At 62.6% G+C, this 14,579-nt stretch carries 13 protein-coding genes; all 13 read left to right on the top strand.

From position 1 onward, the window contains the following. The first annotated feature begins 319 nt into the window (after positions 1 to 319). Genes mraZ through AC0R79_RS25255 form a run of 13 tightly spaced genes read left to right on the top strand, consistent with a single transcriptional unit; the run spans position 320 to position 14,574 of the window. Complete coding sequence (mraZ, locus tag AC0R79_RS25315) at positions 320 to 775, top strand: division/cell wall cluster transcriptional repressor MraZ (protein ID WP_007917012.1); 456 nt, start codon at positions 320 to 322, stop codon at positions 773 to 775. Continuing rightward, the gene (gene rsmH / locus AC0R79_RS25310; protein ID WP_039766256.1) at positions 772 to 1,719 is read left to right on the top strand and encodes a 16S rRNA (cytosine(1402)-N(4))-methyltransferase RsmH; all 948 of its coding nucleotides are present in this window, start codon (positions 772 to 774) and stop codon (positions 1,717 to 1,719) included. Before mraZ ends, rsmH begins: the two co-directional genes overlap by 4 nt. Then, a complete protein-coding gene (gene ftsL / locus AC0R79_RS25305) occupies positions 1,716 to 2,009 on the top strand; it encodes a cell division protein FtsL (protein WP_007956777.1) in 294 nt (97 codons plus the stop codon). The genes rsmH and ftsL overlap by 4 nt, the downstream gene beginning before the upstream one ends. After that, positions 2,009 to 3,748: a peptidoglycan D,D-transpeptidase FtsI family protein gene (locus AC0R79_RS25300; protein ID WP_170929382.1), complete on the top strand. Its 1,740-nt coding sequence runs from the start codon at positions 2,009 to 2,011 to the stop codon at positions 3,746 to 3,748. The genes ftsL and AC0R79_RS25300 overlap by 1 nt, the downstream gene beginning before the upstream one ends. Further along, positions 3,748 to 5,211, top strand: coding sequence for a UDP-N-acetylmuramoyl-L-alanyl-D-glutamate--2,6-diaminopimelate ligase (locus AC0R79_RS25295; protein ID WP_474732091.1), 1,464 nt, complete (start codon positions 3,748 to 3,750; stop codon positions 5,209 to 5,211). Before AC0R79_RS25300 ends, AC0R79_RS25295 begins: the two co-directional genes overlap by 1 nt. After that, positions 5,204 to 6,571 (top strand): UDP-N-acetylmuramoyl-tripeptide--D-alanyl-D-alanine ligase, encoded by a 1,368-nt coding sequence (locus tag AC0R79_RS25290; RefSeq protein ID WP_474732088.1) that lies wholly within the window; start codon positions 5,204 to 5,206, stop codon positions 6,569 to 6,571. Before AC0R79_RS25295 ends, AC0R79_RS25290 begins: the two co-directional genes overlap by 8 nt. Continuing rightward, positions 6,571 to 7,653, top strand: coding sequence for a phospho-N-acetylmuramoyl-pentapeptide-transferase (gene mraY, locus AC0R79_RS25285; RefSeq protein ID WP_007956769.1), 1,083 nt, complete (start codon positions 6,571 to 6,573; stop codon positions 7,651 to 7,653). Before AC0R79_RS25290 ends, mraY begins: the two co-directional genes overlap by 1 nt. Positions 7,654 to 7,658: 5 nt before the next feature. Further along, a complete protein-coding gene (gene murD, locus AC0R79_RS25280; RefSeq protein WP_127799832.1) occupies positions 7,659 to 9,005 on the top strand; it encodes a UDP-N-acetylmuramoyl-L-alanine--D-glutamate ligase in 1,347 nt (448 codons plus the stop codon). Further along, on the top strand, positions 9,002 to 10,219 hold the full coding sequence (gene ftsW, locus AC0R79_RS25275) for a putative lipid II flippase FtsW (protein ID WP_007956765.1): 1,218 nt from the start codon (positions 9,002 to 9,004) through the stop codon (positions 10,217 to 10,219). Before murD ends, ftsW begins: the two co-directional genes overlap by 4 nt. After that, entirely contained in the window at positions 10,209 to 11,279 is a 1,071-nt protein-coding gene (gene murG, locus AC0R79_RS25270; protein WP_011335863.1) for an undecaprenyldiphospho-muramoylpentapeptide beta-N-acetylglucosaminyltransferase, read from the top strand. Before ftsW ends, murG begins: the two co-directional genes overlap by 11 nt. Continuing rightward, positions 11,272 to 12,732: a UDP-N-acetylmuramate--L-alanine ligase gene (murC, locus tag AC0R79_RS25265; protein ID WP_085606920.1), complete on the top strand. Its 1,461-nt coding sequence runs from the start codon at positions 11,272 to 11,274 to the stop codon at positions 12,730 to 12,732. The genes murG and murC overlap by 8 nt, the downstream gene beginning before the upstream one ends. Beyond that, positions 12,729 to 13,703, top strand: a complete 975-nt coding sequence (locus AC0R79_RS25260) for a D-alanine--D-alanine ligase (protein ID WP_007956758.1) — start codon at positions 12,729 to 12,731, stop codon at positions 13,701 to 13,703. The genes murC and AC0R79_RS25260 overlap by 4 nt, the downstream gene beginning before the upstream one ends. Positions 13,704 to 13,707: 4 nt before the next feature. After that, positions 13,708 to 14,574 (top strand): cell division protein FtsQ/DivIB, encoded by an 867-nt coding sequence (locus tag AC0R79_RS25255; protein ID WP_007956757.1) that lies wholly within the window; start codon positions 13,708 to 13,710, stop codon positions 14,572 to 14,574. Positions 14,575 to 14,579 lie beyond the last annotated feature (5 nt).

The following is a 14,579-nucleotide window of genomic DNA, read 5'->3' as shown; positions in this document are numbered from 1 at the left end:
GCAGTAATAGCCATTTCCCACCTTGCTTCAATCAACAGCAGAAGCGCTTTTGTAATACCGAAAAAATCTTACTCTTAACAAATTACTTTAACTTTCGAGCGCAGCTTTCAGTGCTGCTTCAAGTTATTGGATAAAAGCATCCGCCAGATTCTCGTTGCTCCTCCTTTTATGCTCCTAAATCTCCGTTCTGTAAGGGTTTTCCTTTAATCCGCGCCTTGACGGTGTGGTGGGCGCATTCCTATAGTGTGCGCAAGTGGCGGAAAGTGGCATGAAGTGGGTTTTTTGAGCTCAAAACGATAAAAATTGGAGAAACGCAGACGTGTTTCGCGGAGCTAACGCTATCAGTCTCGACGCAAAGGGCCGTCTCGCCATGCCGAGCCGGTACCGTGACGAGCTCGATTCGCGCAGTTCCGGCCAGTTGATCGTGACCATTGATGCCGTTGATCCATGTTTGTGTGTCTACCCGCTCGATGAGTGGGAAATTATTGAAACCAAGTTGCGCGCGCTTCCTTCGCTTCGCGAAGAGAACCGTCGTCTGCAACGTTTATTGATTGGTAATGCCGTTGACCTCGAGCTCGACGGCAGTGGTCGTTTCCTGGTGCCGCCGCGCCTGCGCGAATACGCGAAGCTCGACAAGCGCGCGATGCTGGTGGGCCAACTGAACAAGTTCCAACTGTGGGACGAAGATGCCTGGAATGCGGTTTCTGCCGCTGACCTGGCTGCCATACAACAACCGGGCGCCATGCCTGACGAACTGCGTGATCTGATCCTGTGACTATTGATAGCGGCTTTAACCACATCACCGTACTGCTTGACGAAGCCGTCGAGGCTCTCGCCGTACGTCCTGATGGCTGCTATCTGGACGGCACGTTCGGTCGCGGCGGGCACAGCCGGTTGATCCTGAGCAAGCTCGGGCCGGATGGTCGGCTCATCGGATTCGACAAGGATCCTCAAGCGATTGCCACCGGGCAAACGCTAGCGGCCGAAGACGGCCGCTTTGTCGTTGTGCAGCGCAGCTTTGCCGAGCTCGGCTCGGTGGTTGCGGAGCAGGGTCTGGCCGGCAAAGTCAGCGGCATTCTGCTGGATCTGGGCGTGTCTTCGCCGCAGCTCGATGATGCCGAGCGCGGCTTCAGTTTCCTCAACGACGGCCCGCTGGACATGCGCATGGATCCGTCCCGTGGCATCAGCGCCGCCGAGTTCGTCAACACCGCGCCGGTGGAAGAAATCGCCCGTGTTTTCAAGGAATACGGCGAAGAACGTTTCTCCGGTCGCATGGCCCGTGCCGTGGCCGAACGCCGTGACATCACGCCGTTCGAGCGCACCGCCGATCTGGCCGAAGTCCTGAAAGTCGCCAACCCGGCGTGGGAAAAGGGCAAGAACCCGGCGACCCGCGCTTTCCAGGGCCTGCGCATTCACGTCAACAACGAACTGGGCGATCTGGAAGCGGGTCTTGAAGCCGCGCTCGAATGCCTGGAAGTGGGCGGTCGTCTGGTCGTGATCAGCTTCCACTCGCTGGAAGACCGTATCGTCAAACTGTTCATGCGCAAGCTGGTGAAAGGCGAAGCCGACAACCTGCCGCGCAACCTGCCGGTTCGCCACGTTGCGTTCGAACCGAAAATCAAAGTCCATGGCAAAGCGCAGACGGCCTCCGACGCCGAACTCAAAGCCAACCCACGTTCCCGTAGCGCCGTCATGCGCGTCGCGGAGAAGCTGCGGTGAGCAAGCTTTTCGCCAAGCCACTGCCCGGCGGCAGCTTTTTCATGCTGCTGCTGTTCATCGGCGTGCTCGTGTCGGCCATCGGCGTGTCTTACAGCGCCCACTGGAACCGGCAGTTGCTCAACACCCTGTACAACGAATTGAGCGTGCGCGACAAGGCGCAGGCCGAGTGGGGGCGCCTGATTCTGGAGCAAAGCACCTGGACCGCCCACAGCCGGATCGAAGTGCTGGCCACCGAACAACTGAAGATGCACATCCCTGGCGCGGCTGACGTGAAGATGGTGGCGCCATGATGAAACTCGAGGGGGCTCTCTTCCCGTGGCGTTTCCGTCTGATGGTGGCACTGCTCGGCGTGATGGTCGCGGCGATCTGCTGGCGCATCATCGACTTGCAAGTGGTTGACCGTGACTTCCTCAAAGGCCAGGGCGACGCGCGCAGTCTTCGGCACATTCCGATTCCGGCTCACCGTGGTCTGATCACCGACCGTAACGGCGAGCCTTTGGCCGTGAGTACCCCGGTGACCACGTTGTGGGCGAACGCCAAGGAAATGCAGACCGCCAAAGAGAAGTGGCCGGCACTGGCCGCCGCGCTGGGGCAGGATCCGAAAGCCCTGGCCGAACGTCTCGAAGCCCAGGCCAATAAAGAATTCATTTATCTGGTGCGCGGGTTGACCCCCGAGCAGGGCCAGGCCGTGCTCGACCTGAAAGTGCCGGGTGTCTACGGCATCGAAGAATTCCGCCGGTTCTATCCGGCCGGTGAAGTGACGGCGCACATGGTCGGGTTCACCGATATCGATGACCACGGTCGTGAAGGCGTCGAACTGGCCTACGATGAATGGCTGGCCGGCGTGCCCGGCAAGCGGCAAGTCATCAAGGATCGGCGCGGACGGCTGATCAAGGATGTCCAGGTCACCAAAAACGCCAAGGCCGGCAAGCCCTTGGCGTTGTCGATTGACCTGCGCCTGCAATATCTGGCCAACCGTGAACTGCGCAACGCGATCATCGAGAACGGCGCCAAGGCCGGCAGTCTGGTGATCATGGACGTGAAGACCGGCGAGATCCTCGCCATGGTCAACCAGCCGACCTACAACCCGAACAACCGTCGCAACCTGCAGCCAGCGATGATGCGTAACCGCGCGATGATCGACGTGTTCGAACCCGGTTCGACCATGAAAGCGATCTCGATGAGCGCCGCGATCGAAACCGGCCGCTGGAAACCGAGCGACACCGTCGAGGTGTATCCGGGCTCCCTGCAGATCGGCAAATACACGATCAAGGACGTATCGAAGACCGAAGGTCCGGTACTCGACCTGACCGGCATTCTGATCAATTCCAGTAACGTCGGCATGAGTAAGGTCGCGTTCGATATCGGCGGCGAAACCATTTTCCGCCTCGCGCAGAAAGTCGGCCTCGGCCAGGACACCGGCCTCGGCTTCCCGGGCGAACGTGTCGGCAACCTGCCGAACTACCGCGAGTGGCGCAAGGCCGAGACCGCAACGCTGTCGTACGGCTACGGTATTTCGGTGACTGCGATCCAGCTGGTGCACGCGTTCTCGGCGCTGGCCAACAACGGCCGCCTCGCACCGCTGACCCTGATCAAAACCGACAAGGCGCCGCAGACCACCCAGGTGCTGCCGGAAGCCGTCGCCAAAACCATGCAAGGCATGCTGCAACAAGTGATCGAAGCCCCGCGCGGCGTGTTCCGTGCGCAGGTGCCGGCGTATCACGTGGGCGGCAAGTCCGGTACCGCGCGTAAAACATCGGTCGGCACCAAGGGCTACGCCGAAAACTCTTACCGCTCGCTGTTCGCCGGCTTCGGCCCGATGAGCGATCCACGTTATGCAATCGTCGTGGTGATCGATGAACCGACCAAGGCCGGTTACTTCGGTGGTCTGGTCTCGGCGCCGGTGTTCAGTCGCGTGATGTCGGGCACCCTGCGCCTGATGAACGTCACCCCGGACAACCTGCCGACCACACAACAGGCCAACGCCACCCCGGCCGTTCCGCTGAAAGCCAATGGAGGGCGCGGCTGATGTCTCTGAGTCTGAACAAGATTTTCCCCCACGCCGGCCACGATCTGTTGATCCGTGAACTGGCGCTCGACAGTCGCAACGTACGCGCGGGTGACCTGTTCCTCGCGGTGCCAGGCGGCAAGTTCGACGGGCGTGCGCACATCGCCGACGCCTTGCAGCGCGGTGCTGCTGCCGTGGCTTATGAAGTGGAAGGCGCCACCGTGCTGCCGATCACCGAAGTGCCGCTGATTCCGGTCAAGGGCCTGGCAGCGCAGCTGTCGGACATCGCCGGGCGTTTTTACGGTGAGCCGAGTCATCACCTGAACCTGATCGGCGTGACCGGCACCAACGGCAAGACCAGCGTGACCCAACTGGTGGCGCAGGCGCTGGACCTGCTCGGTCAGCATTGCGGCATCGTCGGCACTCTCGGCTCCGGTTTCCATGGCGCGCTGCAAAGCGGCCTGCACACCACACCGAATCCGATCGCCATGCAAGCGACCCTGGGCGACCTGAAAAAGGCCGGCGCCAAAGCCGTGGCCATGGAAGTCTCGTCCCACGGTCTGGATCAGGGCCGGGTTACCGCGCTGGCATTTGACGTTGCTGTGATGACCAACCTGTCCCGCGATCACCTGGATTACCACGGCACCATGGAAGCGTACGCCGAGGCCAAGGCCCGGCTGTTCGCCTGGAATGACCTGAAGTGCCGCGTGGTCAACCTCGACGACGATTTCGGCCGGCAACTGGCCGCTGAAAAACGTGAGTCGCGTTTGATCACTTACAGCCTGCTCGACAGCAGCGCCTATCTCTATGTGCGTGAAGCGCAGTTCGACGACCATGGCGTGCGTGCCACGCTGGTCACGCCGCAGGGCGAGCATCATCTGCGCAGCACATTGCTGGGCCGTTTCAACCTGAGCAACGTACTCGCCGCCGTCGGCGCCTTGCTCGGTCTCGACTACGCGCTTGACGAAATTCTCAAGGTGTTGCCGAAACTCGAAGGCCCGGCCGGACGCATGCAGCGTCTCGGCGGTGGCACCCAGCCGCTGGTGGTGGTCGATTACGCCCACACCCCGGACGCGCTGGAAAAAGTACTTACCGCGTTGCGCCCGCACGTCAAAGGCCAGTTGCTGTGCCTGTTCGGCTGCGGCGGTGATCGCGATCGCGGCAAACGGCCGCTGATGGCCGAAGTGGTCGAGCGTCTGGCTGATCGTGTGCTGGTGACCGATGACAATCCGCGCACCGAAGACCCGGCGGTGATTTTCGATGACATCCGCGCCGGTTTCGCGGCTGTGGATAAAGTGACGTTCGTGGCTGGCCGTGGCCAGGCTATCGCGCAACTGATTGCCGGCGCTTCGGCCGAAGACGTGATTGTCCTGGCCGGCAAAGGTCACGAGGACTATCAGGAAATCAACGGCGAGCGCCATGCATTTTCCGATCTGGTCGAGGCCGATCACGCCCTGACCGCGTGGGAGGTGGCCCATGCTTAAGGCCCTGAAACTCAGCGAACTGACCAACGCGCTCGACGCCCGTCTGATCAGCGCCGACGCCAGTTTTGACGGCGTGAGCATCGACAGCCGCGCGATCAAGGCTGGCCAACTGTTTATTGCCCTGACCGGCCCGCGTTTCGACGGTCATGACTATCTGAATGAAGTCGCCGCCAAAGGCGCCGTTGCGGCATTGGTCGAGCGCGAAGTCGCCGACAACACGCTGCCGCAATTGCTGGTCAAGGACACCCGCCAGGCCCTCGGCCAGTTGGGTGCGCTGAACCGTGCCGCGTTCACCAAACCGGTTGCGGCCGTTACCGGTTCCAGCGGCAAGACCACGGTCAAGGAAATGCTCGCGAGCATCCTGCGCACTCGCGGATCGGTGCACGCGACCCGTGGCAACCTGAACAACGACCTCGGCGTACCGCTGACCCTGCTCGAACTTGCGCCGGAACACAGCGCGGCAGTGATCGAGCTGGGCGCCTCGCGTCTGGGTGAAATCGCTTACACCGTCGGGCTGACCAAGCCGCACGTAGCGATCCTCAACAACGCCGGGACCGCCCACGTCGGTGAGTTCGGCGGGCCGGAGAAAATCGTCGAAGCCAAAGGCGAAATCATTGAAGGGCTGGCGGCCGACGGTGTCGCCGTGCTGAACCTCGATGACAAGGCGTTTGGCATCTGGAAGACCCGCGCAGGCGCGCGCAAGGTGCTGACGTTTGCCCTGAGCAACACTCAGGCGGATTTTTACGCCAGCGACCTGGCCACCGATGCCCGTGGCTGCCCGGCGTTCAATCTGCACAGTCCTGAAGGTGTGGAACGGGTTCAACTGAACCTGCTCGGCACCCATAACGTCGCCAACGCCATGGCTGCCGCCGCTGCCGCTCACGCTTTGGGCGTGTCGCTGTTCGGCATCGCCACCGGGCTTGGCGCGGTACAACCGGTCAAGGGTCGCACCGTCGCGCAACTGGCGAAAAACGGCATGCGCGTGATCGATGACACTTACAACGCGAACCCCACCTCGATGTGCGCGGCCGTTGATATACTCGCCGGCTTTTCCGGCCGCACCGTCCTGGTGCTCGGGGATATCGGCGAGTTGGGCGACTGGGCGGAGCAGGGGCACCGCGACGTGGGCGAATACGCCCGGGGCAAGGTTTCCGCGCTTTACGCCGTCGGGCCGAACATGGTCCACGCCGTGAACGCATTCGGTAACGAGGCGCATCACTTCGGCACACAGGCCGAACTGATCCAGGCCCTCGACGCCGAGCAGGACACAAACACCACCATTTTGATCAAGGGTTCGCGCAGCGCAGCGATGGAAAACATCGTTGCGGCCCTGTGCGGGTCCAGTCTGGAGAAACATTAATGCTGCTGCTGCTAGCGGAGTATCTGCAACAGTTCTACAAAGGCTTCGCGGTCTTCCAGTACCTGACCCTGCGCGGGATCCTCGGTGTGCTGACCGCGCTGGTCTTGTCGCTGTGCTACGGCCCGTGGATGATCCGCACCCTGCAGAACCGTCAGATCGGTCAGTCCGTTCGTAACGACGGCCCGCAATCGCACCTGTCCAAATCCGGTACGCCGACCATGGGCGGCGCGCTGATTCTGTCTTCGATCGGCGTCAGCACCCTGCTGTGGGCTGACCTGAGCAACCGCTACGTGTGGGTCGTGTTGCTGGTGACCCTGCTGTTCGGCGCCATCGGCTGGGTCGACGACTACCGCAAGGTGATCGAGAAGAACTCCCGTGGCCTGCCGAGCCGCTGGAAATATTTCTGGCAGTCGGTGTTCGGCCTCGGTGCGGCGATCTTCCTTTATATGACTGCCAGCACTCCGGTGGAAACCACCCTGATCCTGCCGATGCTCAAGGACTACAGCATTCCGCTGGGCGCAGGCTTCATCGTGCTGACCTACTTCGTGATCGTCGGCTCGAGCAACGCGGTCAACCTCACCGACGGCCTCGACGGTCTGGCGATCATGCCGACAGTGATGGTCGGCGGTGGCCTGGGCATCTTCTGCTACCTGTCGGGTAACGTGAAATTCGCCGAATACCTGCTGATCCCTTACGTACCGGGCGCAGGCGAGCTGATCGTGTTCTGCGGCGCGCTGATCGGTGCCGGCCTGGGCTTCCTGTGGTTCAACACCTACCCGGCGCAAGTTTTCATGGGCGACGTCGGCGCACTGGCGCTGGGCGCGGCCCTGGGCACCATCGCGGTGATCGTCCGTCAGGAAATCGTCCTGTTCATCATGGGCGGCGTGTTCGTGATGGAAACCCTGTCAGTCGTCATTCAGGTTGCCTCCTTTAAGCTGACCGGTCGCCGTGTGTTCCGCATGGCGCCGATTCACCACCACTTTGAACTCAAGGGCTGGCCCGAGCCGCGCGTGATCGTCCGTTTCTGGATCATCACCGTGATTCTCGTGCTGATCGGCCTTGCCACCCTGAAGCTGAGGTAGAACGAGTGTCTCTGATCGCTTCTGACCACTTCCGCATCGTTGTCGGCCTCGGCAAGAGCGGCATGTCCCTGGTTCGCTTCCTGGCGAACCGGGGCGTGGCGTTTGCTGTGGCCGACACGCGGGAAAATCCACCGGAACTGGCCACGCTCCAGCGTGACTATCCGCACGTGGAAGTGCGTTGTGGCGAGCTGGACGTCGAATTCCTGTGCCGTGCCGACGAGCTCTACGTGAGCCCCGGCCTGGCGCTGGCGACCCCGGCCCTGCAAGCCGCCGCGGCCCGTGGCGTGAAGCTGTCCGGCGACATCGAGCTGTTCGCGCGTAACGCGAAGGCGCCGATCGTGGCCATCAGCGGTTCCAACGCAAAAAGCACCGTCACCACCCTGGTCGGCGAGATGGCGGCTGCGGCCGGCAAACGCGTCGCCGTGGGCGGCAACCTCGGTACGCCGGCGCTGGATCTGCTCAGCGACGACGTCGAGCTGTACGTGATGGAGCTGTCGAGCTTCCAGCTGGAAACCACCGACCAGCTCAACGCCGAAGTGGCGACCGTGCTCAACATCAGCGAAGACCACATGGACCGCTACAGCGGTCTGCCGGCCTATCACCTGGCCAAGCACCGGATCTTCCGTGGTGCGAAGCAGTTCGTGGTCAACCGTCAGGACGCCTTGACCCGGCCACTGATGGGCGAGGGCCAGCCGTGCTGGACCTTCGGCCTGACCAAACCCGATTTCAAGGCATTTGGCCTGCGCGAAGAGAATGGCGAGAAATACCTGGCCTTCGAATTCCAGAACCTGATGCCGGTGCGCGAATTGAAGATTCGTGGCGCCCACAACCAGTCCAACGCCCTGGCGGCGCTGGCGCTCGGCCACGCGGTCGGGCTGCCGTTCGACGCCATGCTGGCAGCGCTGCGCACCTTCGCCGGTCTTGAACACCGTTGCCAGTGGGTGCGTGATCTGGACGGCGTCGGTTACTACAACGATTCCAAAGCCACCAACGTCGGCGCCGCACTGGCGGCCATCGAAGGCCTGGGCGCGGACATCGACGGCAAGGTCGTGCTGATCGCCGGTGGCGACGGCAAGGGTGCCGAATTCAAGGACCTGCGCGATCCGGTGGCGGCCCATTGCCGCGCCGTGATCCTGATGGGCCGCGACTCCGACAAGATCGGCGAAGCGATCGGCGATGCCGTTCCGCTGATTCGCGCGACCACGCTGGTCGATGCGGTCGCCCAGTGCCGCGCCGCCGCCCAACCGGGTGACGTGGTGCTGCTGTCGCCGGCCTGCGCCAGTTTCGATATGTTCAAGAACTACGAAGACCGTGGTCACCAGTTCGTCCGCGCCGTGGAGGATCTGGCATGAGCTTGAGAAACATCATCAAGCCATACCCGTCGCCGCTGATCACCGGACGCGGGATCGACCTCGACTTCCCGATGCTCGCCGGTTGCCTTGCGTTGCTCGGCCTGGGCCTGATCATGATTGCTTCGGCCTCGACAGAAGTCGGCGCGGCGCAGTCGGGCAGTGCTCTTTATTACATGACCCGTCACCTGATCTACGTGGTGCTGGGCCTGGGCGCGTGCGTCGTCACCATGATGATCCCGATCGCCACCTGGCAGCGACTGGGCTGGCTGATGCTGATCGGTGCGTTCGGTCTGCTGGTGATGGTGATCATCCCGGGGATCGGCCGTGAGGTGAACGGCTCGATGCGCTGGATCGGTTTCAGCTTCTTCAACGTTCAGCCGTCCGAGATCGCCAAGGTGTTCGTGGTGATCTACCTCGCCGGTTATCTGGTGCGTCGCCAGAAAGAAGTGCGCGAGAGCTGGATGGGCTTCTTCAAGCCGTTCATCGTTCTGCTGCCGATGGCGGGCCTGTTGCTGATGGAGCCGGACTTCGGTGCCACCGTCGTGATGATGGGCGCTGCGGCGGCGATGCTGTTCCTCGGCGGGGTCGGGCTGTTCCGGTTCTCGCTGATGGTGGTGCTGGCCGTCGGTGCGGTGGTGTTGCTGATTCAGATGCAGCCCTACCGGATGGCGCGTCTGACCAACTTCGCCGACCCGTGGGCCGACCAGTTCGGCGCCGGTTATCAGTTGTCGCAAGCCTTGATCGCGTTCGGTCGCGGCGAATGGCTGGGCGTTGGCCTGGGCAACAGCGTGCAGAAGCAGTTCTACCTGCCGGAAGCGCACACCGACTTCGTGTTCTCGGTCCTGGCCGAAGAGCTCGGCGCCGTAGGCTCGCTGTGCACCGTGGCGCTGTTCGTGTTCGTGTGTATTCGCGGCATGTACATCGGTCTGTGGGCCGAGAAAGCCAAACAGTTTTTTGCCGCTTATGTTGCCTACGGTCTGTCGTTTCTGTGGATCGGCCAGTTCCTGATCAACATCGGCGTGAACGTCGGCCTGTTGCCGACCAAGGGCCTGACCTTGCCGTTCCTCAGTTATGGCGGCAGTTCCCTGGTGATCTGCTGCGCCTGCCTTGGCCTGTTGCTGAGGATCGAGTGGGAGAGCCGGACCCACCTGGGCAGTGAAGAGATGGAATTCCATGAGAGCGACTTCGCCGAGGAGCCGAACCATGGGCGCTAACGTATTGATCATGGCCGGCGGCACCGGTGGCCACGTGTTCCCGGCGCTGGCCTGTGCCCGCGAATTCCAGGCGCGCGGCTACACCGTGCACTGGCTCGGCACACCGCGCGGGATCGAAAACGATCTGGTGCCGGCGGCGGGTCTTGAGTTGCACCGCATCAATGCTACTGGCCTGCGTGGCAAGGGCAAGCTGTCGTTGCTCAAGGCGCCGTTCATGCTGCTGAAATCGGTCTGGCAGGCGCGGGCGATCATTCGCCGCTTGCGTCCGGTGTGCGTGGTCGGATTCGGCGGTTATGTGACCGGCCCCGGTGGTCTTGCCGCCAAACTGGCCGGCGTGCCGGTGATCGTTCATGAACAGAATGCCGTGGCCGGCACCGCCAATCGGTTGCTGGTGCCGTTCGCCGCCCGGGTGTGTGAAGCCTTCCCCGACACCTTTACCCTGTCGGACAGCCGCCGTACCACCGGTAACCCGGTGCGCAGCGAGCTGTTCCTCGAAACACCGCGCCCGGCCCTGGCCGGACGCAAGGCGCGTTTGCTGATCCTGGGCGGAAGCCTGGGCGCAGAGCCGTTGAACAAGTTGCTGCCTGAAGCCTTGGCACAAGTCGCTGCCGACTTGCGTCCGGAAGTGTTTCATCAGGCTGGCAGAAACCACGATGAAGTGACTGCAGAGCGCTACCGCGCCGCCGGCGTGGATGCGCAGGTGCAGCCGTTCATCAAAGACATGGCCCAGGCCTATGGCTGGGCTGACCTGGTGGTGTGCCGCGCCGGCGCATTGACCATCAGCGAACTGGCCGCCGCCGGTCTGCCCTCGATGCTGGTGCCCTTGCCCCACGCGATCGACGATCACCAGACCCGCAACGCCGATTATTTGGCCCGCGAAGGCGCTGCCTTCCTGATGCCGCAAAGAACGACTGGCGCCGCGGACCTTGCCGCGCGCCTGACAGAGGTCTTGATGCAACCGCAACGACTCGAACAAATGGCCCAAGCGGCCCGCCGTCTGGCGAAACCCGAAGCCACCCGTAGCGTGGTCGATACCTGTCTGGAGGTGGCCCATGGTTGAGAATCAGAAAGCCATGCCGCAACCGGAAATGCGCCGCATCCGTCGCATCCACTTCGTCGGGATCGGCGGCGTGGGCATGTGCGGTATTGCCGAAGTGCTGCTGAACCTGGGCTATGAAGTGTCCGGTTCGGACCTTAAAGCTTCGCCGGTGACCGAGCGCCTGGAATCCTTCGGTGCACAGATCTTCATCGGCCACCGTGCCGAGAACGCCGCGGCCGCCGATGTGCTGGTGGTGTCGAGCGCCGTCAACACCTCCAACCCGGAAGTGGCGACTGCCCTTGAGCGTCGTATTCCGGTGGTGCCGCGTGCCGAGATGCTCGCCGAACTGATGCGCTACCGCCACGGCATCGCCGTTGCCGGTACTCATGGCAAGACCACCACTACCAGCCTGATCGCTTCGGTGTTCGCGGCCGGTGGCCTGGATCCGACTTTCGTCATCGGTGGCCGTCTGAACGCCGCGGGCACCAATGCCCAGCTCGGCACCAGCCGCTACCTGATCGCCGAAGCCGATGAAAGCGACGCCAGCTTCCTGCACCTGCAACCGCTGGTGGCCGTGGTCACCAACATCGACGCCGACCACATGGCGACCTACGACGGCGACTTCAACAAACTGAAGAAAACCTTCGTCGAGTTCCTGCACAACCTGCCGTTCTACGGTCTGGCGGTGGTGTGCCTGGACGACCCGGTGGTGCGTGAAATCCTGCCGCAGGTCAAACGCCCGGTCGTCACCTATGGCTTCAGCGAAGAAGCCGACGTGCGTGCGATCAATGTTCGCCAGCAGGGCATGCAGACCTTCTTCACCGTGCTGCGCCCCGAGCGTGAGCCGCTGGATGTGTCCGTGAACATGCCGGGCAACCACAACGTGCTTAACGCGCTGGCCACCATCTGCATCGCCACCGACGAAGGCGTCAGCGATGAAGCCATCGTCCAGGGCCTGTCCGGGTTCCAGGGTGTCGGCCGACGCTTCCAGGTCTACGGCGAACTGCCGGTGGACGGTGGCAGCGTGATGCTGGTCGACGACTACGGTCACCACCCGACCGAAGTCGCAGCCGTGATCAAGGCCGTGCGCGGTGGCTGGCCAGAGCGCCGTCTGGTGATGGTCTACCAGCCGCACCGCTACAGCCGCACCCGCGACCTGTACGACGATTTCGTCAATGTGCTGGCCGACGCCAACGTGCTGTTGCTGATGGAAGTCTATCCGGCCGGCGAAGAGCCGATCCCGGGTGCCGACAGCCGCAAGCTGTGCAACAGCATTCGCCAGCGCGGTCAGCTCGACCCGATCTACATCGAGCGCGGCGTCGACCTGGCGCCGGTGGTCAAGCCGCTGCTGCGTGCCGGCGACATTCTGCTGTGCCAGGGCGCCGGTGATATCGGCGGTCTCGCACCGAAACTGTTGAAAAGCGAGTTGTTCGCCGGTGCCGTGGCGGCATCGGTCGAGGGGAAGTTGAAATGACTGCTGCCTACGCCAATCTGTTTTCCACCATCGCCCCGAAGGATTTCGGCCGTGTGGCCGTGCTGTTCGGTGGCCTGAGTGCCGAGCGTGAAGTCTCGCTGAAGTCCGGCAACGCCGTGCTCACTGCGCTGCAAAGCGCGGGTGTGGACGCGTTCGGCATCGACGTCGGCGCCGATATTCTGCAGCGCCTGCTGAGTGAAAAGATCGACCGCGCGTTCATCATCCTCCACGGTCGTGGCGGTGAAGACGGCAGCATGCAGGGCCTGCTCGAAGTGGCCGGCATTCCGTACACCGGCAGCGGCATCCTGGCTTCGGCACTGGCGATGGACAAACTGCGCACCAAGCAGGTCTGGCACACGCTCGGGATTCCGACGCCGCGTCACGCCGTGCTGCGCAGCGAGGCCGATTGTATTTCGGCAGCGACGGAACTGGGCTTCCCTTTGATCGTCAAACCGGCGCATGAAGGTTCAAGTATCGGGATGGCCAAAGTGAGTTCTGCGTCCGAGTTGATCGACGCATGGAAAGCGGCCAGTACCTACGATTCGCAAGTGTTGGTCGAGCAATGGATCCACGGTCCGGAGTTCACCATCGCCACCCTGCGTGACCAGGTGTTGCCTCCTATCGCCCTGGGCACGCCACACACGTTCTACGACTACGACGCCAAGTACATCGCCAACGATACCCAGTATCGGATTCCGTGCGGGCTCGATGCCGCCAAGGAAAAAGAACTCATGGACCTCACGGCGCAAGCCTGCGAGGCGCTGGGTATCGCCGGTTGGGGCAGGGCAGACGTGATGCAGGACGCCGATGGCAAGTTCTGGTTCCTGGAAGTCAACACCGCTCCCGGCATGACCGATCACAGCCTGGTACCGATGGCGGCGAAAGCGGCCGGTCTGGATTTCCAGCAACTGGTCCTGGCCATTCTGGCCGCCAGTGTCGATGCCGATGGCAAGAAAGAGGCGCGAGGTTAAGACCATGCAAGGCGCACAGCTCAGACATCAGCCACCCGCACCCGGCCGCAAGCCGGTGCCGCGGGGTGCCAGCCGAATGGTGGCCAAAGAGCCGATGTCCGCGCGCCTGCCAAAAGCCAACTTCGGCTTTTTGAAAGGTCTGTTCTGGCCGGTGCTGCTGGTGGCCCTGGGGTTCGGCACTTACGAAGGCGCACAGCGTTTGCTGCCGTATGCCGACCGGCCGATCACCAAGATCGCGGTGCAGGGCGACCTGAGTTACATCAGCCAGCAAGCGGTGCAGCAGCGGATCGCCCCGTACGTGGCGTCGAGCTTCTTCACCATCGACCTGGCGAGCATGCGCACCGAGCTTGAGCAGATGCCATGGATCGCCCACGCCGAAGTACGCCGGGTGTGGCCGGACCAGGTGGTGATCCGCCTCGAAGAGCAACTGCCGGTGGCCCGTTGGGGCGACGAGTCGTTGCTCAACAACCAGGGCCAGGCGTTCACGCCCAAGGAACTGGCGAACTACGAACACCTGCCGCAGCTTTTCGGTCCTCAGCGGGCCCAGCAGCAAGTGATGCAGCAATACCAGGTGCTGAGCCAGATGCTCCGGCCATTGGGCTTCTCGATTGCGCGGCTCGAGCTGCGTGAACGTGGCAGCTGGTTCCTGACCACTGGTGCCGGCAGTTCCGGCCCCGGGATCGAGCTGCTGCTGGGACGCGGCAACCTGGTGGAAAAGATGCGCCGCTTCATTGCCATCTATGACAAGACGCTCAAAGAACAGATTACGAACATTGCGCGCATCGATCTGCGCTATGCCAACGGCCTTGCTGTTGGCTGGCGGGAACCAGTAGCGCCGACGACAGCCCAACCCGCTGTCGCAAAGAATTAAGAAGA

Source organism: Pseudomonas sp. HD57-3, from assembly GCF_056113135.1.
The sequence above is the reverse complement of the archived record's forward strand: the minus strand, read 5'-3'. Positions and strand labels throughout refer to the sequence as shown.